The organism is Streptomyces sp. NPDC041200 (assembly GCF_055591805.1).
Genome location: NZ_JBVIZF010000011.1, coordinates 209,792 through 233,435 on the forward strand (window position 1 = coordinate 209,792; position 23,644 = coordinate 233,435).

Here is a 23,644-nt window from a genome sequence, read left to right on the forward strand (position 1 = left end):
ACTTTCGTAGGGGGAGGCCGTCGCATGACGGCGGATCCGGTCCCGGGCGCGGATCTCTAGCGTCGCCACCATGAACGACTGGACCACTTCCCACGACCGTGTCCTGGCGCAACGCCGTGCCGAGGGCTGGATGTTCCTCATCGAGGCGGCCCGCGATCTGCGGACCACCGGCGCGGTCGTCCCCAGCGGCAAGGCCCTCGCCCGCGCCCTGACCGAACCCCTGCGGGCCCGGACTCCCCGCCCGCCGGCCGTCCTGGAAGCGGGCGCCGGAACCGGCGCGGTCACCCGCACCCTGATCCCCCGGCTGGCCCGGGGCAGCCAGCTGGACATCGTCGAGGCGAACCCGCGCTTCGCCGCCCGGCTGCGCCACCTCGTCGCCACGCACCCCCACCTGGCGGGCCAGCAGCGGGCGGTGACCGTGCACCAGACATACGTCGAGCACCTCAGCACCGACCGGCGCTACGACGTGATCGTCTCCGGCCTTCCGCTGACCAACTTCACGCCCGCGCAGGTCGAGCGCATCATGGCCCGGTACATGGAGATGCTGCGCCCCGGCGGCACCCTGACCTACTTCGCCTACGTCGGCACCCGTACCGCCCGTGCCCTGACCGCGTCACGGGCCGAGGCGCGCAGGCACGCCGCGGTGGACGAGGTCATGGCCGACTACCAGCGCGGCTACGCCACCGGCCGCCGCAGCGTGTGGGCCAACCTGCCCCCGGCCCACGTCTGGCACCTGCGCCGCCCCCTCACCTCCCCGCGCGACCAGGAGCCTCCCCGGTACGTGGCCAGCCGGTGAACGCGCTGTCCGGCACCCTCGGCCACCTTTCCCCCGCCTCGGCCTACACGGTGGTGGCCCTGGCCGTCCTGGCCGAGTCGATCCTTCTGATCGGTGCCGTCATCCCCACGCTCACGCTGCTGCTGACCGCCGGAGCGCTGGCCCGCACGGGCCAGATCAGCCTCCCGGCCGTGATGGCGGTCGCAGCGGGCGCTGTCGTCGCAGGCGACTTCCTCGCCCACCGCACGGGCACGCTCCTGGGCGACCGGCTGCGTGCGGGGCGCCTGGGGCGGCGCATCCCGGGCACGGCCTGGCGGCACGCCGAGGCGCTGATGGCCCGCCACGGCGGCCGAGCGGTCTTCCTGGCCCGCTTCCTGCCCGTGGTCCGCACCCTGGCACCCCACTTCGCGGGCGCCACCCGGCTGCCCTACCACCGCATCGCTCCCTACAGCGCCACCGCGGCCTGCCTGTGGGCCACGGCCGAAGCGGGGGCCGGATACGCCGCCGCGACCTCACTTCACCGCGTGCTCACCCTCGTTCCCTGAGCGCTCCGCCGCCGAAGGGCACCTGGGCGGCGGCGGCCCGCGGAGCGGTGGCGGGGCCGGCCGGGTGGGACCACAGGCCCTGCTGTCGCAAGCGCGGCAGGACGCCCTCGCCGAACCAGTACGCCTCCTCCAGGTGCGGGTAGCCGGACAGCACGAACTCGTCGATCCCGATCCGGTGGTACTCGGCGATCCGCTCCGCCACCTCCGCGTGGCTGCCGACCAGCGCCGTCCCGGCGCCGCCGCGCACCAGGCCGATGCCCGCCCACAGGTTGGGGTGGATCTCCAGCCCGTCCCGGCCACCGCCGTGCAGGGCGAGCATGCGCCGCTGCCCCTCGGACTCGCTGCGCCCGAGCCCCTGCTGTACGGACTTCACCGTCTCCGGGTCGAAGCCGTCCAGCAGCCGCCGCGCCTCCGCCCACGCCTGCTCGCTGGTGTCCCGGCTGATGACGTGCAGCCGGATGCCGAAGCGGACCGTGCGGCCCTCCTCGGCCGCGAGCCCCCGGATCCAGGCGATCTTCTCCGCGACCTGGGCGGGCGGCTCGCCCCAGGTGAGGTACACATCCGAATGGCGCGCCGCCACCTCACCGGCGATGGGGGAGGAGCCGCCGAAGTACACCTCCGGGACCGGGTCGGGCAGCCGGGCCAGGGAGGCGTCCGCCACCTGGAGGTGGTCGCCCGCCAGATCCACCGTCTTGCCGTCCCACAGCCCGCGCACGATCTCCAGGAACTCACCGGTGCGCCGGTAGCGCGCCTCCTTGTCGAGGAAGTCGCCGTACGCCCGCTGCTCATGGCTCTCGCCCCCGGTGACCACGTTCAGCAGCAGCCGGCCGCCGGTCTGCCGCTGGTACGTCGAGGCCATCTGCGCGGCGAGCGTGGGGGAGACGAAGCCCGGCCGGAACGCCACCAGGAACTTCAGCCGCTCGGTGTGCTGGCTGACCATCGCGGTCGTCAGCCACGCGTCCTCGCACCACGCCCCGGTCGGCGTCAGCGCTCCGACGAAGCCCAGGTCCTCGGCGGCGCGGGCGATCTGGGTGAGATAGCCGACGGACGGCGGACGGTCGCCACCGGCCGCGGTGACCGGCGTTCCATGGCCGCCGCCGACGACATGGCGGCTGTCGCCGTTGGTGGGCAGGAACCAGTGGAAGGTGAGGGACATGGGATGCGGCTCCGATCGGGGGTGTTGCCTGGGGTGCTTCTCGGGAGGTTTCTTCGGGGGTTACAGAAGGCCGTGCCGGGGCGGCGGGGTGCCGTTCAGCACATAGCGGCCGATGTGCTGGACCTTCCAGCGGGGCGGGTCGTGCAGGGTGTGTGTCCGGGCGTCCCGCCAGTGCCGGTGGAGGTTGAGGGAGTCCAGCGCCGCGCGGGTGCCGGACACCTCGAAGAGCGCGCTGCCCGCCTCCACCGCCGCCTCGGCCGCCGACACCTTCGCGGTGGCCACGGCGATCGACGCCTCGGCCGCGGTGTCGTCGGTGAGATCCGCGCGGGCGGCGTCCACCGCCCGCGCGGCGGCGGACAGCAGCGCCCCGGCCGCCCGCACCTGGATGGCCAGTTCACCGAAGCGCTGGATGAGCAGCGGATCCTCGGCGGCCGTCTCGAAGCCGCTCTCGAACCACGGGCGGCTCTTGGTGCGGACGAACGCCACCGCCTCCGCGAGCGCGCCCGAGGCGATCCCCGCGTCGATGGCAGCGTGCAGCAACTGTGCTACCGCGCCGTGTAGTTGAGGGCCTCGGAAGGTGAGGTGATGCGGCACCACACGGTCGGCGGGCACGGCCACGCCCTCCAGCCGTACGGTGCCGCTGGCGGTCGTACGCTGCCCCATGCCGTCCCAGTCGTCCACCACCGTCACGCCCGGCGCCTCCCGTGGCACGTACGCCACGTACAGCTCCTCGTCCGCGCCGCGCGCCAGCACCGGGATCCAGTCGGCGAACAGGGCGCCGGTGGAGTAGTGCTTGACGCCGGTCAGCTGGTACGAGCCGTCGGGGCGGGGCTCCAAGCGGGTGCGGAAGTCCTGGATGTGCTTCGTCCCCGCCTCCGACTGGGCGTTGCCGAACCGCCGCCCCGCCAGCACCTCCCCGAAGAAGAACCCCTGCTGCGCCGGGGTGCCCTGACGGCGCAGCACATTGACGTACACGAAGTGGCTCTGCGGGATCTGGGCGAGGCTGGCGTCGGCGGCGGCCAGCAGCCGGAACACCTCGGCGAGGGTGACCGCCGAGACGTCCGCGCCACCGTGCCCGGCCGGGACGGTGATGGCCAGCAGCCCGGACGCGGACAGCCGGTCCAGCTCGGCGCGCGGCAGGGTGCGTTCCGCGTCGCGCCCGGCCGCGCCCGTACGGAACTCCTCGGCCAGCTTCGCGGCCACCTCCAGCGCCTCCGCGTCGTCGGCGACGCGGTGGGCGGTTTCGGGAAGGGACGTCATGGCGGCCCTCAGCTCGCCGCCGCGAGCAGCGGCTTGTACCCGAGCGCCGCCGAGAACTGGTCGACGACCTGCTCCAGGGCCTCGGCCGCGCCCGGGGTCACGATCACCCCGCCGTCCGCGGTGGCGGTGATGTCCTTGTCGAGCGTGAACCAGCCCTGCACGATGTGCGCGGCGCCCATCGAGGACAGCACCGGCCGCAGCGCGTAGTCGATGGCCAGGACGTGTGCCGTGCTGCCGCCGGTGGCCAGCGGCAGCACCGTCTTGCCCGCCAGGGCGTACTGCGGCAGCAGATCCAGCAGGGACTTCAGCAGCCCGGAGTAGGCGGCCTTGTAGACGGGGGTGCCGACGATGATCCCGTCCGCCTGCTCGACCAGCGTCTTGGCCCGGACGATGTCCGGATGCGCGAAGTCGGCGCCGAGCAGCGCGGTGGCCGGGATGGTGCGCACGTCGAGCGGGACCACCTCATGGCCCTGGTCGGTGAGGCGGGCGTCGAGGTGGCGCAGCAGCCTGCCGGTGCGGGAGGTGGCGGAAGGGGAGCCGGAGATGGACAGGACGGTGGCCATGGAGGCCCCTTTCGAGGAAGTGGCGAGGGGTGTGGCGGGCGGGCGTACGGGGATCAGGTGAGGGCGGGCGCGGGCGCGGTGTCCGGCAGCTGGGCCTCCAGCTCGCGCACCAGCGGCAGCACGCGCTTGCCGAAGTACTCGACCTCCTCCAGGTAGTGCAGGAAGCCGAGGAGGAACAGGTCGACGCCGAGCCGCTTGTAGGCGACGATGCGCTCGGCGATCTGCTCGGGGGTGCCGATCAGCCCCGTACGGAAGCCGTCGTTGTACTGCACCAGGTCCTCGAACGAGGAGTCCTGCCACATGCCCTTGCCGTCGGCGGTGGACTGCCCCGCCTGCTGGACCGCGTCGCGGAAGCCGTGCACGGCGTCCTCGTTGGCCTCGGCGACGATCTCGCGCAGCGTCTCGCGGGCCTCGGCCTCGGTGTCGCGGGCGATGAGGAACGCGTTGAGGCCGAAGCGCGGGGCTCGGCGGCCCGCGGTGGCGGCGGAGGCGCGGACGTCCCGGAGCTGCTCGGTGACGCCGTCGAAGTCCTTGCCGTTGCTGAAGTACCAATCGGAGACCCGGCCCGCCATGGCGCGGGCCGCGGTGGAGTTGCCGCCCTGGAAGATCTCCGGATGCGGGCGCTCCGTGCTGTTCAGGGGCTTGGGCTTGAGCGAGAAGTCACGGATCCGGTAGAAGTCCCCGGCCAGGTCGGCGTGGTCCTCGGTCCAGATCGTGCGCAGCGCGTCGATGAACTCCTCGGCGCGGCGGTAGCGCTCGTCGTGCTCCAGCCACGGTTCGCCGAGCGCGGTGAACTCGCCCTTGAACCAGCCGCTGACGACGTTCACGGCGAACCGCCCGCCCGAGAGCTGATCGGCGGTGGCGCCCAGCTTGGCCAGGACGCCGGGATGCCACAGCCCGGGGTGGACGGCGGCGATGACTTTCAGCCGCTGGGTGGCGAGCAGCAGCGCGAGGCTGAAGCTGGTCGACTCGTGCTGGTACTCGGCGCCGTAGCTGGCCATGTACCGCACCTGGCTGAGGGCGTAGTCGAAGCCGTTGTTCTCGGCGAGGACGGCCAGCTCGCGGTTGTAGTCGTAGCCCCAGTCGGTGCGCTGCTCGATGGTGCTGGTGACCAGACCGCCGCTGACGTTGGGCACCCAATAGGCGAAACGCAGCGGGTCGTTGGGGAATTCGGTAGGCGAATGTGCGGGCATGGGGAACTCCCGGAATGTGCATACGGGCATGGCGAATCAGCGCCTGGCGGGGAATTCAGGCGCACGCGGAATGCGGTCGACGCGCGACGGTCAGATCAGGCCGTCAGGCCGTCATGTGAGAGGAGAGAAAGGGGAGGGAAGAGAGAGGGGGCGACGCGGAAGACGCGAGGGGATCCGTTGATCCGTGGCGTTCGCTCAGGCCCGACAGCAACAGGACGCGCTGGAGACACGCGCAAGGTCGACGTGGCGTCGCCGCGTGAGGTCCTGTCGCTTCATGGCATCGATACAAGCAGGGGAAAGTCCGGCCGGTCAAGAAGTCCCGGCCCGGATTCCATATCCCGGACACGCGCGGACACGCCCGAGCACGCTCCGGACGCGCACACAAAAAGCGGCTGGGCCGCGGAATCCCGCGGCCCAGCCGATGGTTCCGGATGTTCTCTACAGCTCCCGCAGCGCGGGCAGCAGTTGCTTCTCGGCCCAGTCGAAGAAGGGCGCCTGGTGGTCCCCGCCGATCTGGACCAGGGCCACGTCCGTGAAGCCCGCGTCGGCGAACGCGCGGATCTTCTCCGTGAACTCCCGAACGTCATCACCGCACGGGATGGACGCCGCCACGTCCTCGGGGCGTACGTACTGCGTGGCGCCCTCGAAGGAGGCGGGGCCCGGCAGCTCGGAGTTGACCTTCCAGCCGCCGCCGAACCAGCGGAACTGGTCATGGGCCCGGGTGACCGCCGCGTTCCGGTCGGGGTCGTACGCGATCGGCAGCTGACCGATGCGCGGCTTCCCGCCGCCACCGTGCCGCTCGAAGGCGTCCACCAGCTCCGGCTTCGGCTCGGTGGCGATCAGCATGTCCGCCAGCTCTCCGGCCAGCCTGCAGGACGCCTCGCCCGAGGCGGCCAGTCCGATGGGCGGTGCCTCGTCGGGCAGGTCCCACAGCTTGGCGGACTCGACGTCGAAATGGGTGCCGCGGTGGTTGACGTAGCCGCCCTTGAACAGCGCGCGGATGATCTCCACGGCCTCCTCCAGCATCTCCTGCCGGATGGCGGCGGACGGCCAGCCGCTGCCCACCACGTGTTCGTTCAGGTTCTCGCCGGACCCCAGTCCCAGCCGGAACCGCCCCTCGGACAGCAGCTGCAGCGTGGCGGCCTTCTGCGCCACCACCGCCGGGTGGTAGCGGACACTCGGGCAGGTCACGAACGTCGTCAGCGGAATCCGCGACGTGGCCTGCGCGGCCGCCCCGAGCACACTCCAGGCGTAGGGGGAGTGCCCCTGGGAATCGAGCCACGGAAAGTAGTGGTCGGACGTCACCGAGAAGTCGAAACCGACCTGCTCGGCCCGGACCACGTCCTCAACGAGCTGACGCGGTCCGGCTTGCTCGGTCATCATCGTGTATCCCCATCGCATGGCTCCCGGGTACCGGTTTGCCCCGCTTTCAAACCGGCCCCCCGGGTCCGGGTTCGCACCCGTCTCACCTGGGGTTGCTTGCGGTAAGCGTGCATGTTCCGAAGGTGGCGGTCGGAGCGCGCGGACATCCCGCCCGGCCGACGCGGTCGACTGCGTGGCCCCGTCGGAGACCTGCAGGAGGCCGACCCGGTGGGCGGACGACTTCACCGTCCCCGGGTGCCGCCGACAGGCCGAGGCCCGTCAGCCCTCATCCGGTCGCGGTCGCGCCGCCGAGCAGCGTTCGTCCGCGCATGTCCCCTCCGCGTTTCCGGCAAAGGTCCAGGGCTGACGTAGCGTCAGGAAACGAGGCCCAGGCATCGGAGGTCGTCAAGGAGTGAATAAACATTTCCCGGGGTGCGCGGGGCGTGCCAGGGTCGGCGGATGACTGTTTCCCGATGTGACCTGCTGCGCTGGCAGTTCGATCTGACCTGGTCGCTTTTCGAGTACCACCTGGAGAGGATCGAGCCCGAGGACTTCCTCTGGGAGCCCGGGCCGCTCTGCTGGACGATGCGCCGGACCGACGACGGCGCCTGGGCCCCGGACTGGGCCGATGCCGAACCCGATCCCGTCCCGGTGCCCACGATCGGCTGGGTGAGCTGGCACATCGGCTGGTGGTGGAGCGTGACCATCGACCACGCGCGCGGGCGGGTGCCCCGGGAGCGGACCGAGATCGTATGGCCGGGGGCCGGGGCGGCGTCCGTCGCGTGGCTGCGCGGTCTGCGCGACGACTGGCTGGCGGTGCTGGACGGGCTCACGGACGCCGAGCTGGACGCCGCCGCCCCGTTCCCCTGGCAGAACGATCCCCAGCACACCGTCGCCCATATGGCCGGATGGGTGAACGCCGAACTCATGAAGAACGCCAGCGAGATCGGCCAACTCCGCCTGCTGCGGGCAGCGTCGCCGGAGTGACCGAGCGAGCGTGCCGCGCGGGGTCTCAGTCGTCCGAGCTGTTCCCCGAACTCTGGCTCGAACTCCGGCGGCTGGACTTCGACGCGGCGCGCGTCACCTCGCCCAGCGCCAGGGTCACCCTGGACACCCCACGCACCCAGCGCGGCCCGCCCCGCGCCGCCCACACGACGCAGACACACCCTCCGACGACGAGCGCGAGGACGGCGGCCAAGAGGAGCACGATCATGCTCATCACTCTCTTTCTGTTGTGGTCCGCGCATCCTCTCAGCGTTGGTGTTCGCCGCGTAACCACCACCGGGCGTCGTGTCCGACACACCGTATTTCCAGGTGTGTCCTCAGGACGTGTCCGCTACTGTCCGCCAAATGATCCTCTCTCATGATGTGTCAGGGAACGGCCCGGCCTTGGTGCTGCTGCACTCCTCGGTGTGCGACCGGCGCATGTGGGACCCGCAGTGGCCGGTGCTGGCCGCCGCCGGATACCGGGTGATCCGGTGCGACTTCCGGGGGTTCGGCGACTCCCCGGTGGCCGACCGCCCGTACGGTGACGCCGGGGACGTCCTGGAACTCCTGGACCACCTGGGCATCGCGCGGGCCGCGCTGGTCGGCTCCTCGTACGGCGGCCGGGTCGCCCTGGAAGTGGCGGCCGCCCGCCCGGGCGCCGTTACGGCCCTGGTGCTGCTCTGCTCCGCCCTTTCCGGACACGCGCCCGGCCCGGAGCTGCGGTCCTTCGCCGAACGGGAGGAGGCGTTGTTCGAGGCCGGGGACCTCGCGGCCGCCGTCGAGCTGAACGTGGCGACATGGTTGGGGCCGGAGGCCGACGACGAGGCCAGGGAGCGCGTCCGCCGGATGCAGCGGCACGCCTTCGAGGCGCAGCTGACGGCCGAATTCGCCTCCGCCGAGGAGCAGGCCGACCTCTCACGGATCGAGGCGCCCTGCTTGGCCGTATCCGGCGCGCACGACCTGACGGATTTCCGCGAGATCGCCGCCCACCTGGCGGACCGCATCCCCGCCGCCCGCCACCTGGAACTCCCCTGGGCAGGCCACCTGCCCGGCCTGGAGCGGCCCAGCGCGGTCACCGACCTGCTGACCCGCTTCCTCCACGAAACGGCCCCCGCCAACTGAACGCCACCCGCTGCCGGTCGTCGATACGAACGCGTCCGGAATGGCGCCGATGTCCCCCCAATTCTCGGCGGCCAAGAGCGCCTTGGTGGCCGAGGGACGTGGACCGACGACGGCGTAGGCGCGGGCGCGGGTGATGTGCGGGGGGCGCCCCTTCGTGGCCGAGGTCATGGTGGGCTGGAGGCGTCAGGCGCGGCCGCGGCCGGATGTGTTGTCCAGCAGGTGGTCGAGGTGGCGTTGGAGGATGGCCAGCGCCGTGGCCGGGGCGTGGTGGCCTGTCAGGACGTGGGCCGTGAGGCCGTCGGCCAGGGCGAGGAGCGTGTGGGCTTCGCGCTCGGGGTCGAGGTGCTGGGGGACTTCCCGGGTGTCCTGGCCGTAGCGGATGAGCCACGCGATGAGGCCGTGGAGCTTGGCATAGGTGTCGCGCAGGACGGCGGCCAGTTTCTCGCTGGCAGGGGCATGGGTGACGAAGGCCAGCCAGACCTGAGCATGGGTCTTGGATTCCTCATCCAGCAGGGCGAGTTCGGCCACGGTGTGGGACAGCAGGGTCGACGCGGCCCGGGGGGTGGAGGTGGCGGCGATGCGCTGGTCGGCGCGTTCGGTGACGTGGCGGGAGATGTGCTCCAGCGCGAAGAGCAGCATGTCCTGCTTGGTGCGGAAACACCGCTGGACAGCGCCCATGGACACGTCGGCCTGGGCGGCGACGTCGCGGAGGCTGACGGCCTCCATGCCGGAGCGCGCGATCAGGGTGCAGACCGCCTCGGCGATCCGTCGGCGCCGGTCCTCGTAGTCGACCTGCCTGGGCACGGGTTTGCTCCTTCCCACGTTCTGATGCACTTGCATCATATCCGGATCCCCTGCACGATGTGATGCGACCGCATCGGAACGTTGCGCGGACCCCGGGAGGGAAGGCTCGTCATGGCGAAGCAACTCAAGAGGACGGACAGCGGCTCAGGGCAGGGGCTGCTGTGGCTGTTCGGTGCCATCCTCGTCATCCAGGGCTTCGGCTCCGCCATCACGGAGGCCGGGTGGGATACGAGTTTTGGCGTTGCTGGCCTCCTGCGGGCCGCCCAGATGCCCGAGTGGGTGACGCTGCTGGTCGGCTTCGCGGGGTTGACCCTGCTGGGCATGGCGGCGCGCCGTTGCTACGCGAGGAAGCGGGCGCATCGCCACCCGTGAGAAGTTGGCAGGCCAACCGGCGCGCTGGGGCGCTCCGGATGGGGCCGCCGCGGCCCGAATCATCGGCGCGACGCGGACACCTGTCTGGTCATTCCCTGCCGCGGCAAGCGGATCAGGGGTTCCAGAAGACATCGGTGTACACGCGGTCGAAGCGCCACGCGGCCAGGTCCTCGCGCTGGATCACCCAGTGGACGAAGGCGCCTTCCCAGCCGTTGACGCCGCAGTACCAGTCGGCGAGGAGCACCCAGTCCTCGACGTCACCCGAAACCGGCCCCTCCCACAGGCCTGCTTCCACCGCCTCCACGGCCCTGGCCACGGCATTCGCGACCGGGTCGGTGTAGACGGCCTCCTCATCGGCGTATCCGCCGATCTGGAGCTCCACTTCGGTGGGGCGGCCAGCAGCCTGGAGGCGCTCCCATACCGTGGCCAGTTCCTCGGAGCGGGGATGCCCGGGGAGCGGTACGCACTCCGGCCCCTCGGAGGACTCGACCGCCCCGTGATAGGGCAGTGACACATCGGCCGTCACCCGCAGCGGGCCCTGGGGGAAACCTTCGAACATCTCGCGGTAGTCGTCGAAGTCGTCCTCGTTCCAGGCATGCCGGTCCCGCTCCTCCACGGCCGTACCGGCGGGGACATACACCACGCTGCCCATGGGCGAGTAGTCGTCGTCGCGCTCGGGGAGGGCGAACAGGAGCAGTTGGCCATCGGGAGGCAGGGGGAGGTCCGTCGCGTCGGCGGGCAGGGCCGCGAGGTCGATGGAGGCGACGAAAGGAGTGGAGGGGTCCGGGCTGTCGGCGGGGAGCAGGAGCGGACCGCCGAGTCGGCCCACGACCGGCCCGCCCCCGCCGCCGCCCTGCGTGAGCGTCGCGCAGGGGCGGGCGGCGGTCATCCACCGCTCCACGTCGTCGGCGGGGATGCCCTGTCCGATCGCCCTCTCACGGAAGGGGCGTAGCCGGTCCCGCGTCTCCGACGTCATGGAAACGGCTCCCACCTCGCTGTCTCGGATGATGCTCAGTCGAGACAGAACTCGTTGCCCTCGATGTCCCGCATGTTGATGCACGACTCATCGTAGTCATCGGCAAACAGCGTTTGATCGTGTACCGCGCCGAGCGCGACCAGGCGCGCGCACTCGGCTTCGAGCGCGGCGAGGCGCTCCTTCCCCACGAGCCCGGTGCCGACTCGCACATCGAGATGCACCCGATTCTTGACGGCCTTGCCTTCGGGGACGCGCTGGAAGAACAGTCGCGGGCCCACGCCTGAGGGATCACCGCAGGCGAACGCCGCACCCTGCCGCTCAGGCGGCAGAGAGCGGTCGAATTCGTCCCACGTGGCGAACCCCTCCGGCGGCGGCGGTACGACATACCCCAACACCTCGCACCAAAAGCGAGCGACGCGCTCAGGTTCCGCGCAGTCGAAAGTGATTTGGACCTGCTTGACCGATGCCATCGGCGCACCATAGCAGGGGCTCTGTCGCTCAACACCCGCTTTATCCACCGAGCTTGGCGGAGATGACCGGGGCCAGGCGGGTGGTGATGGCGCGGTGGCCCTGGTCGTTCGGGTGGACGGAGTCGGAGAGGTCGCCGGAGGCCAGCCAGCCGGTGGTGTCGACGTAACTGGCCCTGGCGTCGCCGAAGGCGGTGACGGCGGCCTTGGTCTCGGTGCCGAAGCGGCCGCTGAAGGTGCGCAGGGCGAAGATCCAGGCGCCCGGGTAGGCGGTGCGGACCTTGCGGAGGAGGCTGGTGTACGACGCCTGGAACTGCGCCGAACTCACGCCGCGCCCCACGTCGTTGGTGCCGAGGTTGATGACGACGGCGCTGGCCTGGTAGCGGGAGAAGTCCCAGGCGGGCGTGGCGGCGTTGGGGTTGAGCTTGGTGAACTGCTGCTCCAGGCTCATCCGGTCGTCCGCCGTGTCGACGAGCGCGGCGCCGCCCTGGGCGATCTGGGTGTGGTCGGCGCCGAGGCGTTCGCCGATGAGCCAGCCGTAGGCGGTGCGGGCGTTCTGGGAGGTGGTGGTGCCGACGGTGATGGAGTCGCCGACGAACTCGATCAGCTTCTTCGGGGCGGGCGGGGCGAAGGTGGTGGCGCCGCTGTCGAGGGTCAGGCCCTGGAAGACCGCGTCGCCGTGGTAACTGCCCGCGATGACCTGGTAGTTGATCTGGAGGGTGTGGTTTCCGGCGGCGAGCGGGGTCGGGGTGAGGTTCACCGTGCCCTTGGCCTCGTCGTAGAAGGTGGCCGGGCCGCCGTCGATGCTGGCCCACAGGTCGATGGCGTTCCGCTGCTTGAGCTTGATGGTGCGGCCGGTGAAGCCGGTGCGGAAGTAGGCGCCCGCCCAGTAGGGGGTGTAGGCGGTCGCGGAGGTCTGGGTGTCCCAGCGGCCACTGAACTTGATGTTGGGGTCGCCCGGCTGGCCGGGGGCGGCCGCCGCCTTGGTGGTGGTGAGCCTGGCGCTGATGACCGGGGCCAGGCGGTTCGCGAACTTGGTGTGGCCCGCCTCGTTCGGGTGGCCGTTGCCGTCCTCGTAGTCCGTGCCGTCGGCGAGCCAGCCGCTGGTGTCGACGTAGTACACCTTCGCGTCGCCCGCGCTGGCGCGCGCGCTCACGGCCGCCTTGGTCTCCGTCAGATAGCGCTTCTTGAGGGTCTGGACGGCGAAGAGGGACGCGTTCGGGTACTTGCCCCGGATGTCACGGAGGAGGGCGGTGTACGCCGACTGGAACTCCGCGCCGGTGACGCCGTGCCCGATGTCGTTGGTGCCGAGGTTGATGACGACGGCGTTGGCCTGGTAGCGGGAGAAGTCCCAGTTCTGGTCGCCGGTGGAGGCCGTCTTGAAGAACTGGGTGGCCAGGCCCACGCAGCCGCTCTTGCCGACCAGGCAGTAGCCCGCGCGGGCGATCTGGGTGTGGCGCGCGCCGAGCTGTTCGCCGGTCTTCCAGCCGTACGAGTCGAGCGCGAGCCGGTCGGTGAGGGCACCGGCGGTGATGGAGTCGCCGACGAACTCGATGAGCTTGGACGGTACGCGGGGCGTGGTGGTGCCCGCGCCCGCGTCGAGGGCCAGGCCCTGGAAGACGGTGTCACCGGAGCGGTAGGAGACGCGGAGGGTGTGGTTGCCCCGGGGGAGTGGCGTGGGGGTGAGGTTGACGGTGCCCCTGACGCCCGCGTAGAAGACGTCGGCGCCGCCGTCGACGCTGGCGTAGAAGTTCACCGCGTTGCGCGCCTTGACCTTGACCGTCGTTCCGGTGAACGCGGTCTGGAGGTAGCCGCCGGTCCAGTTGGGGACGGCGGCGGTGGAGTCGCCGAGGTCCCAGCGGCCGGTGTAGACGATGTTCGGGTCGGTCACCGAGCCGTTGCCCAGTGCCTTCGCGGGGGTGGCGCGGGCGGCCTTCGCGGGGGTGGCCTGGGCGGCGTGGGCGGTGCTCAGGCTCAGCCCCAGCACCAGCAAAGTCGTGGCCATGACAAGTGCTAAGAGTCTTCGCATCGGAGGGGTCCTCTCGCGGAGGGGTTCCTGGGAGCGCTCCCAGGTGCGGGGTGCGGTCACGATGGAAGCGATGAATCGGTTCAACGTCAAGGTGAAGCGCACATCTCAAGCGCACATCTCAAGCGCACACCTCAAGCGCGCAGCCCGGCCCGGGCCGCCCCCTCGGCGGTCCGGACCGGGCTGATGGGGCGTGGCTACCAGCGCGGAATGGCCGGGGTCACCCACTCGGGGTCGGCGACCCGCATCGCGGCGGCGTCGTCGCGGTCCCGCATCGTGCCGTCGTCGTCCAGCCAGCGCTGGTGCAGTACGGCGAGCCGGTCACGGTCCAGCTCGACGCCGAGCCCGGGGGCGTCGGACACGTCGAGACGGCCGTCGCGGAAGGTGAGGCGCTCGGTGATCACGTCCTCGGTCTGCCACGGGTAGTGGCTGTCGCACGCGTAGTCCAGGTTGGGCACGGTGGCCGCGACGTGTGTCATGGCGGCCAGGCTGATGCCCAGGTGGGTGTTGGAGTGCATGGACAGGCCGACGCCGAACGTGCGGCAGATGGCGGCCAGTTCGCGGGTGTTGCGCAGGCCGCCCCAGTAGTGGTGGTCGGAGAGGACGACCTGCACCGCGCCCTTGGTGAACGCCTCCCGGATCTCCCCGAAGGTGGTCACGCACATGTTGGTGGCCAGCGGGACACCGGCGGACGCGGCGACCTCGGCCATCCCGGGCGTACCGCTGGTCGGGTCCTCCAGGTACTCCAGGACGTCCCGCAGTTCCTCCGCCACATGCAGTGACGTGGGTACGGACCAGGCGCCGTTGGGGTCCAGGCGCGTCGGCTGGCTGGGGAAGCGCTCGGCCAGGGCACGGATCGCGGCGATCTCCTGGTCCGGCTCGAAGACGCCGCCCTTGAGCTTGAAGGACGTGAAGCCGTAGTCGCGGGCGAAGCGCTCGGCCTGGGCGACGACCCCGGCCGGGTCGACTGCCGCGTCCCAGTCGTCGGGCTCACAGGCGACGCCCTCCGGGTGCTCGGCCCAGCGGTAGAAGAGGTACGCGCTGTACTCGACGCGGTCGCGGACCTTGCCGCCGAGCAGGGCGTGCACCGGCAGGCCGGTCGCCTTGCCCCAGGCGTCCAGACAGGCCACCTCGAAGCCGGAGACGATCGACAGCCGCAGCTTGTCCGCCGTCTGGACGCCGCGCAGGCCGCCGACGTCCACCGAGTTCTCGACCCGGGAGGCGTCCACCGCGACCTCGTCGGCCAGGGTGAAGAGCCCGTTCAGGTCGGTGACGCTGTGCCCGGGCAGCTTCTCGGCCAGCGGGCGGGCCAGGTCGAGGTACTTGGTGTCGCCGTACGTCTCGCCGATGCCGGTCGTGCCGTCCTCGGTGACCACCTCGATGATCAGCCGGGGGGTGTAGGGCTGGTGGACGCCCTGGGTGTTCAGCAGCGGCGGGTCGGCGACGAGGATGGGCGTCAGCCGCACCTCGGCGATGGCGAGGGCTCCGGCTCGCGCCGTCTGCGTCTGCGTCGTCTGCGTCATCGTGCGGCTCCCACGAGGTCGAGTCCGGTGGTCAGGAGGGCTTCGAGGTCGGCGAGATCGTCCTTGCCGGGGTCGGCGAGCGGTGCGCGCACCGGGCCGACCGGCCGCCCGCGCAGCCGCGCCGCCGCCTTGACCAGCGAAACGGCATAGCCGGGGACACGGTCGCGCAGCTCGACGAGGGGTACGTAGAAGTCACGCAGCAGTCGCTCCACCGTAGCGTCGTCGCCGTCGCGCTGGGCGGTGAAGAAGGCGTTCGCGATCTCGGGGGCGAAGGCGTGGACGGCCGACGAGTACGCGGTGATGCCGATGCTGGCGTACGGGCGGGCCTGGACCTCGGCGGTCGCGGCGCCGTTGAAGAACAGGAAGTCCTCCGGCGCGGCGAGCTTGAGCCGCTGCAGCCGGTCCAGGTCGCTGTGCCCGTCCTTCAGCCCGATGACGCCCGGGATGCGGACCAGTTCGCGCAGGCTGTCCATGGTGAAGGCGACCTGGTCGCGCTGGTACGCGATCAGCGGCAGCCGGGTGCGGGCGGCGATCTGCCGGATCTGCTCGACCAGCCCCGACTGCGGGCCCTTGACCAGGTAGTGCGGCAGGACGAGCGTGGCGTCCGCGCCCGCCTCCTCCGCGATCCGGGCGAACCGCGCCGCCTGTGCCCAGCCGTAGCCGATGCCCGCGACGACCGGTAGCCGGCCGTCGGCCTCGCGGACGGCGGCGGTGATGACGTCGCGGTACTCGTCCTCGTCGAGGGAGAAGAACTCACCGGTGCCGCACGCCGGGAAGATCGCCCCCGGGCCGGTCTCGATCTGCGCCGCGAGGTAGTCGCGGTACGCGGGCAGGTCGAGCGCGGCCGCGCCGTCGCCCTGGTCGCTGGTGAAGCTGGTCAGCGGGAACGAGAGCACGCCGCTCGCCATCCCGTCGCGCAGCCGGGCCGCCGTCGTCGCCGCATCGGCCGTGAGGGCCGTCATGTCTCGTCTCCCTATGTAGATGGCGTCTACGTATGAAGATAGAGGTTAGGAATGCGCGCGCGGGGGCGTCAATAGCTGGAACGTGAGCGGGCGGCCTCCCGCGGATTACGATGCGACCCATGGCGGAAACCGGTGGCGTACGCGAAGTGAAGTCTGCGGGCCGCACGGTGCAGCTCCTCGAACTGCTCGCGGCCCGTGGCGACCAGCCCGCCCGGCTGCGGGAGCTGGCCGAGGAGCTGGACGTGCCGCGCAGCAGCATGTACGCGCTGCTGCAGACCCTGATCGACCGTGGCTGGGTACGTACCGACGTCACCGGCTCGCTGTACGGCATCGGCATCCGGGCGCTGCTGACGGGGACGAGCTACCTCGACAGCGACCCGCGGGTGCGGGCGGCGCGGCCCTATCTGGACGAGGCGTCCGACGCGCTCGGCGAGACCATCCACTTCGCCCGGCTGGACGGCGGCGACGTCGTCTACCTCGCCACCCGCGAGTCGCACGAGTACCTGCGGCCCTTCAGCCGGGTGGGGCGCCGCCTCCCCTCGTACGCCGGGGCCCTCGGCAAGGCGCTGCTCGCGGAGCGTCCGGACGGCGAACTCCCCCTGCCGGACGACCCCTTGGAACCCCTGACCCCGAGGACCCACCGGGACCGGGCCTCCCTGGCCGCCGACTTGGCCCGCACCCGGCAGCGCGGCTACGCGGTCGACCGCGAGGAGGGCGTCACCGGCATCGTGGGCTTCGGCTTCGCCCTGCGGTACGAGGTGCCCGCGGTGGACGCGATCAGCTGCTCGGTGCCGACGGCCAGGCTGGCGGCGGAGGGGCGGGAGGAGCGGATCGTGGCGGTGATGCGGGAGATCCGGGAGAAGATCGAGGCGGCGGCGCCGAGGGCGGGCGGGGCGACGCCGCAGTGGCGGTAGCGGGGCGGGTGTTCCCCACCCCGCCCCTTCCCGACCCCGCCCCTTCCCGGCCCCGAGGGCGGGGGACGTGGCCGCGTCCGCGGCCGGGGGCCGGGGGTCTTCCCCGGTTCGGGGAGGGGTGGGGTGGGGAGAGCGCAGCGGTTAGGCCCAGCCTCGGTGGGCGGCTCGGGCGCCTGCTTGGAAGCGGCCTCGGGCGCCCAGGCGGAGTTGGAGGCTGCTGATGCGGCGGCGCAGGGTGCGCAGGCTGATGCCCAGGTGGCGGGCTATCGCCTCGTCCTTCATGCCCACCGCCAGCAGGCCCACCAGGTCGCGGTCCGCCTCGGTGAGGTCTTCGTGGCCCTCGTCGCGTACGCCGCTCAGGGGCGTGGCCTGCTGCCACAGGGTCTCGAAGAGGGTGCGGAGGGCGTCTGTGAGGGCGGAGTGGCGGACGATGACGGCGCAGTAGCCGGGGCCCGCGTCGGTGCTGGTCAGCGGGAGCATGGCGGAGCGGCCGTCGACGACCAGGAGCTTCATGGGGACGGTGGGGAGGACCCGGGCCTGTTCGCCGAGGGCGACCATGCCCTCGGCGTAGGCGAGGAGTTGGGGGCTCTCCAGGGAGGAGACGGAGTAGATCGTGCGGTAGGAGACGCCGCGGCGCAGCACCTCGCTCTGGAGGTCGAGTTGCGGGGTGAGCGGGGCGAGGTAGGGCGGGGAGTCGAAGAGGCAGATATCGTGTTCGGCGCGGGCGTACAGCTCTTCCAGCCGGGCCGCGTTGGCGCTTTCGCCGTGGACCACTTCGATCAGGCCGGACGGTTCGGCCCGCAGCAGTCCGGCCGCGTAGACCTTGGCCATGTCATCGGCGGTGGCGGCGAGGAGCTCGGATTCGGTCTCGCGTTTGCGGATGAGGGCCCGTACGGCGACGCGGGGGTCGACCGGGCGCGGCCCGCCGGTGGAGTCGGGTGCCTGGAGGAGGCCGAGGCGCAGGAGGCGGGCGCAGCCGCGGCGGACGCGGGAGGGAGAGGCGCGGAGCAGTTCCGCCCAGCCGGTGACGCCCACGTCGGGCTGGTGGAGGATCGCATGGTACAGCGTCTCGTCGAAGTCGGAGACCCCCGCCGCGGCCCAGGGGCTCGGGGGTGCGGCAGGGGTCTCGTCGGATGAGGATGCTGCTCTGCTGTCCACTTGTGGCGGCTCCAGCGCGTCGATGTAACGATTCAACGGCACGCTAGACGGTGTTCGTTACCGCCAGAGGACAGCTTTCGGCCTACTTCAGGCCATATGCACGAATGAGCGTTTGATCGATTCGGTTGCCGTCGGCGTCGGTGGCCTGGACGCGCAGGCCGGTGAAGCCGTTGGTGGCGCCGAGCCGGGGGTGGTCGACGGCGGCCCGGTATTCGGCGCCGTCGCGGGTGAGCTTGACCGCCTTCCAGGTGGCGCCGTCGTCGTAGGTCACCCAGGCCTTGAGGGAGCGCACCTTCGCGGCCTGAGCGCCGTCCTGGTGGCGCGGGGTCAGGCCGAAGGTGAAGCGGTGTCCGGCCTTGGTGCGGCCCAGCAGGTCAACGCCCAGGTCGTAGTCGAGGGAGAGCAGGGGGAGGGCGGTGGCCCCGGCGGTGTGGGCGGAGGTGAAGTCCCACTGGGTGGTGGTCCTGGTGGAGTACGCCGACCACGCGGCGCTCCGCCGCGCGTCGATGGTGAGCCGGTAGTTGGCCTTCGCGGCCGGTACGGCGAAGGTGCCCGAGCCGTACGGCGCCTCGCCGACCAGCTCGCCGTCCTTGTACAGGCTGGTCTTCACCGCGTCCACGCCGTCCTTGGCCGCGCCCGCGGAGCCGTAGTGTCCGGTGCCCGAGTCCGAGAACTCCGGTACGGCGAGGGTGAGTTGGTCGCCCTCGCGCTCCGAGGTGCCGAACTCGGCGGCGGTCGTGGGGCGGATGACGGGGGAGAGCCAGTTCACGGTCTCCTTCGTCCCGGGCGCGTAGGTCGTGAGCGGCGCCCACTGCCGTCCGCCGCCGTCGTAGTCCTGCAGGGCGGTGCGCCAGACGCGGGTACCGGGGTCGGCGCTGTAGTACTCGGTGCGCTGGGTGCCCAGCGTCACCTCTGCCTTCTGCTCCACCGAGAAGAGCTGGTAGGGGCGGAAGGTGTGGGTGGCCTCGGCGCCGAGGTGCCCCTTCCCGGGGCCGTGGTAGCGGGCGGTGACCTTGTGGGTGGTGCGGCTGTTGAGCGGGTACGTGAGGTCCTCGCCGATGGCGTCCGGCTCGGGCAGCACCACGTCGTACAGGTACGGGCTGTCCACCGTGCCGCCCAGTTCGATGGTCACCTTGGACTGGTCGCCCAGGAGGGACAGCAGCTTGTCGCCCTCCTCGCCGGGCAGCGACATGACGGGGATGGTCGCGCTGTCGACCGCGGTGAGCCACAGACCGGCCGTCGTCTTGCGGTAGGCGAGGACGTACGCGGCTCCCGCCTTGGTGGCGTTGGTGACCGCTTCGTCGGGCCATCCGTCGGGCGCCAGGCCCACCAGCACGGCCTTGCCCTTCACGTCCAGGCCCTCGAAGTCCTCGGCCGTACCGGCCCCGGCGGACACCAGCCGCACCTTCCGCTTACCGTCGATCTTGACGGGCCAGCCGGTGTAGGTGTTCGCGTACTCCGGGTTCAGCGCGACCCGCGCGGGACCGGTGACGCGCGCGGTCAGCTTCGTCTTCTCCAGGCGCCAGCGGCTGTAGAACTCGAAGGTGCCCTCGGTGACCTTCTCGGTCGGCGCCGCGTAGATGTGCTTCTTCCACTTGCCCATGGAGTAGGTCAGGCCGAAGGAGCTGCCGCCCTTCAGCTCCCGGTGCCAGGAAGTGATCACGCCCTGGGATTGGGAGTCCTTCTCCTTGGTCTGCGGCTTGATCTCGACGGCCTTGCGGGCGTCGAGGGTGAGGGAGGTGTCGCCGTTCAGCTCGATCTGCGGATCGCCCACGACGCTCGTCGCGACCTCGTGCTTCCCGCTGTCGTAGACCGGGATCCAGGTGGCGAGGGAGTACGTGCCGGGCGGCAGCTGGAAGGTGTCGGAGCCGCTCATGAAGCCGAACTGGTTCTGGCTGGTGTCACTGAGCTTCTGGAGGGTGTAGAGCGCCGCAGGGGACTGCTTGCCCTCGCGGTCCAGCAGCGTGACGTTGAGGTCGTGGAGCTTCTCGGCCTTCTCGTAGGCGACGGCCGTGGTCACCTTGACCGTGCCGCCCGCGCCGTCGTCGCCGGTGGCGGTGATGTATCCGGCGTGGCGGCCCGCTGCCGCCTTGGCCGGGTCGACGGTGACCAGGACCTTCATCTCGCCGTTCGCGGGCACGGTCACGGTGTCGGAGCCGAGGGTCAGGGAGCCGCCGCCGACCGAGGACGCCAGCTTCAGCGTCACCGGCTTGTCGGTGGCGTTGGTGTACCGGATGGTCTTGGGGTCGGCCTTATCCGCGTCGTACGCGTACTGGCCGTAGTTGAGGACCGGCGTCCCGAACACGTTCTGGGCCGCCGCGCGCGGTACGTCGACCCGGCCGTCGCCCTGGGTGAACGGGCCGTCCGCCGTGCTGGTCTTGGCGGTGCTGGCCAGGGCGTCCTTGATCTGCTGGCCGCTCCAGTCGGGGTGCGCCCCGGCGACGATCGCCGCCGCACCCGCGACGTGCGGCGTCGCCATGGACGTGCCGCTGGAGGTGGTGTACAGGTCGTTGACGGGGGTGCCCATGGTCGTACCGGCCGCGCGGGCGGCGGTGATGTTCACGCCGGGCGCGGTGATCTCGGGCTTGACCGCGTAGTCGCCGGTGCGCGGCCCGCGGCTGGAGAACGTCGCCCACTTGTCGGACTTGTCGACGGCGCCGACGGTGAGGGCCGAGTTCGCGATGCCGGGCGTCTCCACGGTCCCCTCGAACGGGCCGGAGTTGCCCGCCGCGACCACGAACAGCGCCCCGGAGGACGCCGACAGCTGGTCGACGGCCTCGCTCAGCGGGTCCGAGGGGCCGGACGCCGGGCCGCCCAGCGACATGGAGATGATCTTGGCCTTGGAGGCGGCGGCCCACTCCATGCCCTCGATGATCCACGACGAGTAGCCTTCGCCCGCGTCGTTCATCACCTTGCCGACCAGCAGCTTCGCGCCCGGCGCCACGCCCTTGTACGTGCCGTCGGACCCGGCGCCGCCGCCCGCGATCGTGTCGGCCACATGGGTGCCGTGGCCGTGGCCGTCCTTGACGGTCTGATCCGGGACGAAGCTCTTGGAGTCGGCGACGGCGTCCTTGACGTCCGGGTGGGTGGCGTCGATGCCGGTGTCCAGCACGGCGACCTTGACGCCCTCGCCGTCGTGTCCGGCCTTCCACATCTCCGGGGCGCCGATCTGCGGGACGCTGACGTCCAGCGACGCCTTGACCTTCCGGTCCAGCCAGAGCTTCCGTAACCCCTTGTCGCGGCTGACGTCGGCCCAGAAGTCCGCCGCGTCGGCCTTGCGGGCGCTGAGCGCCGCACCGTCCACGCTGCTCAGGGCGAGGGTCTTGCGCGCGCCTTCGGGTGCCGGGTGCGCGCCGTCGCCGCGGTAGGTGGCGATGACCGGGATCGAGCCGGTCTTCCGGTCGTCGTAGCCCTGCTTGACGAGCTGGGTGATGTTGAACAGGCCCGCGTCGACGCGGCCCCTGGACATCAGCCGGAGCGCGTCCACCGGGACGACGCTGATCTCCTTGTCCTGCTGGGTGGTCACGAACTCCGCCGACTCGCGGCCCGGCGCCCGCTCCACCTCCACGGCGTACTTGCCGTCGGGACCGGTGGTGACGGTGACCGTGTCACCGGTGATCAGGGTGACCGTGTGCTGTTGGGTGCGAACCGGCGGGGCGGTCTGTGAGGCCTGCGCGGCGGACTGGGACGGCCGGGCACCGGCCACCGGGGTGGCCAGGACGGCCACCACGCCGGCGGCGCCCACCACGGCCACGAGACGACGCGATCTTCGCATCGGCTGGCTTCCTCCCTCATCGCATCCGACTCTGCTGTCGGAAGGTGCGATCAGAGTGGTCGCCGGGGGTGTGCGGGCTCAAGGGGTGGCTGTGGCCGGGCGGTGCCAACGCCTCCCTTGGCCACGGGAGTTACGCCCGGGGATCGGCTTACGCGTGGTGGCGGCCCATCATCTCGGCGCACTTCTCGCCGATCATCATCGTCGTGACGCACGGGTTGACGGCCACCAGGTGCGGCATCACCGAGCCGTCGGCCACCCGCAGCCCCGTCACCCCCTTGACCCGCAGCTGCGGGTCCAGCGGCGCGGCCGGGTCGTCGGGCGCGCCCATCTTCACCGTGCAGGACGGGTGGTAGACGGTGTTGTGGGTGTCGCGGATGTACGCGAACAGCTCGTCGTCGGTGTCCGCGCCGGGCCCGGGGGCGAGTTCGGCGCCCGCCCACAGGGCCAGCGCGGGGCGGGCGACGATGTTGCGGGCCAGCCGCAGGCCGTGGATCATCACGCGGATGTCGTGGTCGTGGGTGAAGTAGCGGGGGTCGACCCTCGGCTTGTCGCGGAAGTCGCGGGTGCGCAGCCGGACGGTGCCGGTGGAGCGGGCGCGGGTGACGTTGGGGGTGAGGCAGAAGGCGTTCTCGGACGTCGGATAGCCGTGGCGGTAGGTGTTCATGTCGAACGGCACCGAGCCGTAGTGGAACATCAGGTCGGGCCGGTCGAGATCCGGCTCGGTGGCGGCGAAGATGCCGATCTCCCACCACTGGGTGGAGCTGCGGACCATGGGCTGTTCCGCGTGCCACATGATGACGCCCTCGGGGTGGTCCTGGAGGTTCTCGCCGACGCCGGGGGAGTCCACGATCACCTCCACGCCCGTCTCGCGCAGATGCTCCGCGGGCCCGATGCCCGACAGCATCAGCAGCTTCGGGGTGTCGATGGCGCCGCAGGAGACGACCACCTCGCGCCGCGCGTGCACGGTGTGGGTGTGGATCAGGTCGGGGGCGAGGTAGTCGACGCCGATGCAGCGCCGGTCCGGGTCCAGCAGCAGCCGCTTGGCCTGCAGCCCGGTGCGTACGGCCAGATTGGGGCGCCCGGACATGACCGGGTGGAGGTAGGCGACGGAGGCGGAGCATCGGGTGCCGTCCTCGCGCGCGTTGATCTGGAACCAGTGGGCGCCGCGCACCACGGTCCGGCCGGTGTTGAACGGGGTGACCGGGATGCCCGCCTCCTCGCACGCCGCCAGCAGCGCCCGGCCGCACGGGTCGTGCGGCGGTACGGTGCGCAGGGTGACCGGGCCGCCGCGGCCGTGGTGGTCGCCGGGCGCGTCGCTGCTCTCCAGCCGCCGGAACAGCGGGTAGGTCTCCTCGGCGCTCCACCCCGTACAGCCGGTCCCGGCCCATTCGTCCAGATCTTCGGCGGGCGCCCAGAAGGCGATGCAGGAGTTGTGGGAGGAGCAGCCGCCCAGCACCTTGGCGCGGGCGTGCCGCAGGAAGCTGTTGCCCTTCTTCTGCGGCTCGACGGGATAGTCCCAGTCGTAGCCGGACTCCAGCAGCGCCATCCACCGGTCGAGCCGCAGGACGTCGTCGTCGCCGACGTCCGAGGGGCCCGCCTCCAGGAGACACACCGACACCGACGGGTCCTCGCTCAGCCGCGCCGCGACGACCGACCCGGCCGTGCCGCCACCGACCACCACGTAGTCGAACTCGTCCACGGGCG

General features: G+C 71.4%; 21 protein-coding genes. 6 read left to right on the plus strand and 15 right to left on the minus strand.

What is annotated here, in order from left to right:
* Window positions 1-70: 70 nt before the first annotated feature.
* Both ACZ6CL_RS24625 and ACZ6CL_RS24630 read left to right on the plus strand, forming a co-directional pair.
* Window positions 71-796, plus strand: a complete 726-nt coding sequence (locus ACZ6CL_RS24625) for a class I SAM-dependent methyltransferase (protein ID WP_468938793.1) — start codon at window positions 71-73, stop codon at window positions 794-796.
* Complete coding sequence (locus tag ACZ6CL_RS24630) at window positions 793-1,320, plus strand: DedA family protein (RefSeq protein WP_468938794.1); 528 nt, start codon at window positions 793-795, stop codon at window positions 1,318-1,320. Before ACZ6CL_RS24625 ends, ACZ6CL_RS24630 begins: the two co-directional genes overlap by 4 nt.
* Here the strand turns inward: ACZ6CL_RS24630 and ACZ6CL_RS24635 are convergent.
* From ACZ6CL_RS24635 to ACZ6CL_RS24655, 5 genes are all read right to left on the minus strand, one after another.
* Window positions 1,304-2,476, minus strand: a complete 1,173-nt coding sequence (locus tag ACZ6CL_RS24635) for an LLM class flavin-dependent oxidoreductase (RefSeq protein ID WP_468938797.1) — start codon at window positions 2,474-2,476, stop codon at window positions 1,304-1,306. The two genes, ACZ6CL_RS24630 and ACZ6CL_RS24635, sit on opposite strands and share 17 nt — an antisense overlap.
* A 60-nt stretch (window positions 2,477-2,536) precedes the next feature.
* The gene (locus tag ACZ6CL_RS24640) at window positions 2,537-3,736 is read right to left on the minus strand and encodes an SfnB family sulfur acquisition oxidoreductase (RefSeq protein WP_468938799.1); all 1,200 of its coding nucleotides are present in this window, start codon (window positions 3,734-3,736) and stop codon (window positions 2,537-2,539) included.
* A gap of 8 nt (window positions 3,737-3,744) precedes the next feature.
* Window positions 3,745-4,299 (minus strand): NADPH-dependent FMN reductase, encoded by a 555-nt coding sequence (ssuE, locus tag ACZ6CL_RS24645; RefSeq protein ID WP_468938800.1) that lies wholly within the window; start codon window positions 4,297-4,299, stop codon window positions 3,745-3,747.
* 53 nt (window positions 4,300-4,352) lie between these two features.
* Entirely contained in the window at window positions 4,353-5,492 is a 1,140-nt protein-coding gene (sfnG, locus tag ACZ6CL_RS24650) for a dimethylsulfone monooxygenase SfnG (RefSeq protein ID WP_468938802.1), read from the minus strand.
* Window positions 5,493-5,930: 438 nt separating this feature from the next.
* Window positions 5,931-6,893: an LLM class F420-dependent oxidoreductase gene (locus ACZ6CL_RS24655; RefSeq protein WP_468938804.1), complete on the minus strand. Its 963-nt coding sequence runs from the start codon at window positions 6,891-6,893 to the stop codon at window positions 5,931-5,933.
* A 420-nt stretch (window positions 6,894-7,313) separates the two neighbouring features.
* On the opposite strand from ACZ6CL_RS24655, the gene ACZ6CL_RS24660 reads away from it, so the two are divergent.
* On the plus strand, window positions 7,314-7,841 hold the full coding sequence (locus ACZ6CL_RS24660; protein ID WP_468938806.1) for a DinB family protein: 528 nt from the start codon (window positions 7,314-7,316) through the stop codon (window positions 7,839-7,841).
* Window positions 7,842-7,866: 25 nt separating this feature from the next.
* Here the strand turns inward: ACZ6CL_RS24660 and ACZ6CL_RS24665 are convergent, their stop codons facing one another.
* Window positions 7,867-8,067 (minus strand): hypothetical protein, encoded by a 201-nt coding sequence (locus ACZ6CL_RS24665; protein WP_468938808.1) that lies wholly within the window; start codon window positions 8,065-8,067, stop codon window positions 7,867-7,869.
* Window positions 8,068-8,144: 77 nt separating this feature from the next.
* Here ACZ6CL_RS24665 and ACZ6CL_RS24670 point away from each other — a divergent pair, with 77 nt between their 5' ends.
* Window positions 8,145-8,963, plus strand: a complete 819-nt coding sequence (locus ACZ6CL_RS24670) for an alpha/beta fold hydrolase (protein WP_468938810.1) — start codon at window positions 8,145-8,147, stop codon at window positions 8,961-8,963.
* 183 nt (window positions 8,964-9,146) lie between these two features.
* Here the strand turns inward: ACZ6CL_RS24670 and ACZ6CL_RS24675 are convergent, their stop codons facing one another.
* The gene (locus tag ACZ6CL_RS24675) at window positions 9,147-9,767 is read right to left on the minus strand and encodes a TetR/AcrR family transcriptional regulator (protein WP_468938811.1); all 621 of its coding nucleotides are present in this window, start codon (window positions 9,765-9,767) and stop codon (window positions 9,147-9,149) included.
* Window positions 9,768-9,878: 111 nt separating this feature from the next.
* On the opposite strand from ACZ6CL_RS24675, the gene ACZ6CL_RS24680 reads away from it, so the two are divergent.
* Window positions 9,879-10,139: a hypothetical protein gene (locus tag ACZ6CL_RS24680; RefSeq protein WP_468938812.1), complete on the plus strand. Its 261-nt coding sequence runs from the start codon at window positions 9,879-9,881 to the stop codon at window positions 10,137-10,139.
* A gap of 112 nt (window positions 10,140-10,251) precedes the next feature.
* Here the strand turns inward: ACZ6CL_RS24680 and ACZ6CL_RS24685 are convergent, their stop codons facing one another.
* The 5 genes from ACZ6CL_RS24685 to ACZ6CL_RS24705 form a co-directional block, all read right to left on the minus strand.
* Window positions 10,252-11,115, minus strand: a complete 864-nt coding sequence (locus ACZ6CL_RS24685) for a DUF1963 domain-containing protein (protein ID WP_468938814.1) — start codon at window positions 11,113-11,115, stop codon at window positions 10,252-10,254.
* A gap of 35 nt (window positions 11,116-11,150) precedes the next feature.
* Window positions 11,151-11,585 (minus strand): VOC family protein, encoded by a 435-nt coding sequence (locus ACZ6CL_RS24690; protein ID WP_468938816.1) that lies wholly within the window; start codon window positions 11,583-11,585, stop codon window positions 11,151-11,153.
* A 40-nt stretch (window positions 11,586-11,625) separates the two neighbouring features.
* Entirely contained in the window at window positions 11,626-13,587 is a 1,962-nt protein-coding gene (locus ACZ6CL_RS24695; protein WP_468938818.1) for a GDSL-type esterase/lipase family protein, read from the minus strand.
* Window positions 13,588-13,805: 218 nt separating this feature from the next.
* Complete coding sequence (locus ACZ6CL_RS24700) at window positions 13,806-15,131, minus strand: glucarate dehydratase family protein (RefSeq protein WP_468938820.1); 1,326 nt, start codon at window positions 15,129-15,131, stop codon at window positions 13,806-13,808.
* Entirely contained in the window at window positions 15,128-16,093 is a 966-nt protein-coding gene (locus ACZ6CL_RS24705; RefSeq protein WP_468938821.1) for a 5-dehydro-4-deoxyglucarate dehydratase, read from the minus strand. Before ACZ6CL_RS24705 ends, ACZ6CL_RS24700 begins: the two co-directional genes overlap by 4 nt.
* A 119-nt stretch (window positions 16,094-16,212) precedes the next feature.
* Here ACZ6CL_RS24705 and ACZ6CL_RS24710 point away from each other — a divergent pair, with 119 nt between their 5' ends.
* A complete protein-coding gene (locus tag ACZ6CL_RS24710) occupies window positions 16,213-17,007 on the plus strand; it encodes an IclR family transcriptional regulator (RefSeq protein ID WP_468938823.1) in 795 nt (264 codons plus the stop codon).
* A gap of 141 nt (window positions 17,008-17,148) precedes the next feature.
* On the opposite strand, the gene ACZ6CL_RS24715 is transcribed toward ACZ6CL_RS24710, so the two are convergent.
* The 3 genes from ACZ6CL_RS24715 to ACZ6CL_RS24725 all read right to left on the minus strand — a co-directional run bounded on the left by ACZ6CL_RS24715 (window position 17,149) and on the right by ACZ6CL_RS24725 (window position 23,639).
* Window positions 17,149-18,207, minus strand: a complete 1,059-nt coding sequence (locus ACZ6CL_RS24715) for a helix-turn-helix transcriptional regulator (RefSeq protein WP_468938824.1) — start codon at window positions 18,205-18,207, stop codon at window positions 17,149-17,151.
* A 40-nt stretch (window positions 18,208-18,247) separates the two neighbouring features.
* Window positions 18,248-21,940, minus strand: a complete 3,693-nt coding sequence (locus ACZ6CL_RS24720; RefSeq protein WP_468938826.1) for a S8 family serine peptidase — start codon at window positions 21,938-21,940, stop codon at window positions 18,248-18,250.
* A gap of 148 nt (window positions 21,941-22,088) precedes the next feature.
* Window positions 22,089-23,639 (minus strand): GMC family oxidoreductase, encoded by a 1,551-nt coding sequence (locus ACZ6CL_RS24725; protein WP_468938828.1) that lies wholly within the window; start codon window positions 23,637-23,639, stop codon window positions 22,089-22,091.
* Between the last annotated feature and the right edge of the window lie 5 nt (window positions 23,640-23,644).

What these genes read in the sequence shown, in the direction of transcription:
- ACZ6CL_RS24720 (WP_468938826.1), bottom strand. Translation starts at nt 21,940, where the DNA reads ATGCGAAGATCGCGTCGTCTCGTGGCCGTGGTGGGCGCCGCCGGCGTG.
- ACZ6CL_RS24640 (WP_468938799.1), bottom strand. Translation starts at nt 3,736, where the DNA reads ATGACGTCCCTTCCCGAAACCGCCCACCGCGTCGCCGACGACGCGGAG.
- ACZ6CL_RS24700 (WP_468938820.1), bottom strand. Translation starts at nt 15,131, where the DNA reads ATGACGCAGACGACGCAGACGCAGACGGCGCGAGCCGGAGCCCTCGCC.
- ACZ6CL_RS24690 (WP_468938816.1), bottom strand. Translation starts at nt 11,585, where the DNA reads ATGGCATCGGTCAAGCAGGTCCAAATCACTTTCGACTGCGCGGAACCT.
- ACZ6CL_RS24705 (WP_468938821.1), bottom strand. Translation starts at nt 16,093, where the DNA reads ATGACGGCCCTCACGGCCGATGCGGCGACGACGGCGGCCCGGCTGCGC.
- ACZ6CL_RS24655 (WP_468938804.1), bottom strand. Translation starts at nt 6,893, where the DNA reads ATGCGATGGGGATACACGATGATGACCGAGCAAGCCGGACCGCGTCAG.
- ACZ6CL_RS24635 (WP_468938797.1), bottom strand. Translation starts at nt 2,476, where the DNA reads ATGTCCCTCACCTTCCACTGGTTCCTGCCCACCAACGGCGACAGCCGC.
- ACZ6CL_RS24665 (WP_468938808.1), bottom strand. Translation starts at nt 8,067, where the DNA reads ATGATCGTGCTCCTCTTGGCCGCCGTCCTCGCGCTCGTCGTCGGAGGG.
- ACZ6CL_RS24680 (WP_468938812.1), top strand. Translation starts at nt 9,879, where the DNA reads ATGGCGAAGCAACTCAAGAGGACGGACAGCGGCTCAGGGCAGGGGCTG.
- ACZ6CL_RS24660 (WP_468938806.1), top strand. Translation starts at nt 7,314, where the DNA reads ATGACTGTTTCCCGATGTGACCTGCTGCGCTGGCAGTTCGATCTGACC.
- sfnG (WP_468938802.1), bottom strand. Translation starts at nt 5,492, where the DNA reads ATGCCCGCACATTCGCCTACCGAATTCCCCAACGACCCGCTGCGTTTC.
- ACZ6CL_RS24695 (WP_468938818.1), bottom strand. Translation starts at nt 13,587, where the DNA reads ATGGCCACGACTTTGCTGGTGCTGGGGCTGAGCCTGAGCACCGCCCAC.
- ACZ6CL_RS24710 (WP_468938823.1), top strand. Translation starts at nt 16,213, where the DNA reads ATGGCGGAAACCGGTGGCGTACGCGAAGTGAAGTCTGCGGGCCGCACG.
- ssuE (WP_468938800.1), bottom strand. Translation starts at nt 4,299, where the DNA reads ATGGCCACCGTCCTGTCCATCTCCGGCTCCCCTTCCGCCACCTCCCGC.
- ACZ6CL_RS24625 (WP_468938793.1), top strand. Translation starts at nt 71, where the DNA reads ATGAACGACTGGACCACTTCCCACGACCGTGTCCTGGCGCAACGCCGT.
- ACZ6CL_RS24685 (WP_468938814.1), bottom strand. Translation starts at nt 11,115, where the DNA reads ATGACGTCGGAGACGCGGGACCGGCTACGCCCCTTCCGTGAGAGGGCG.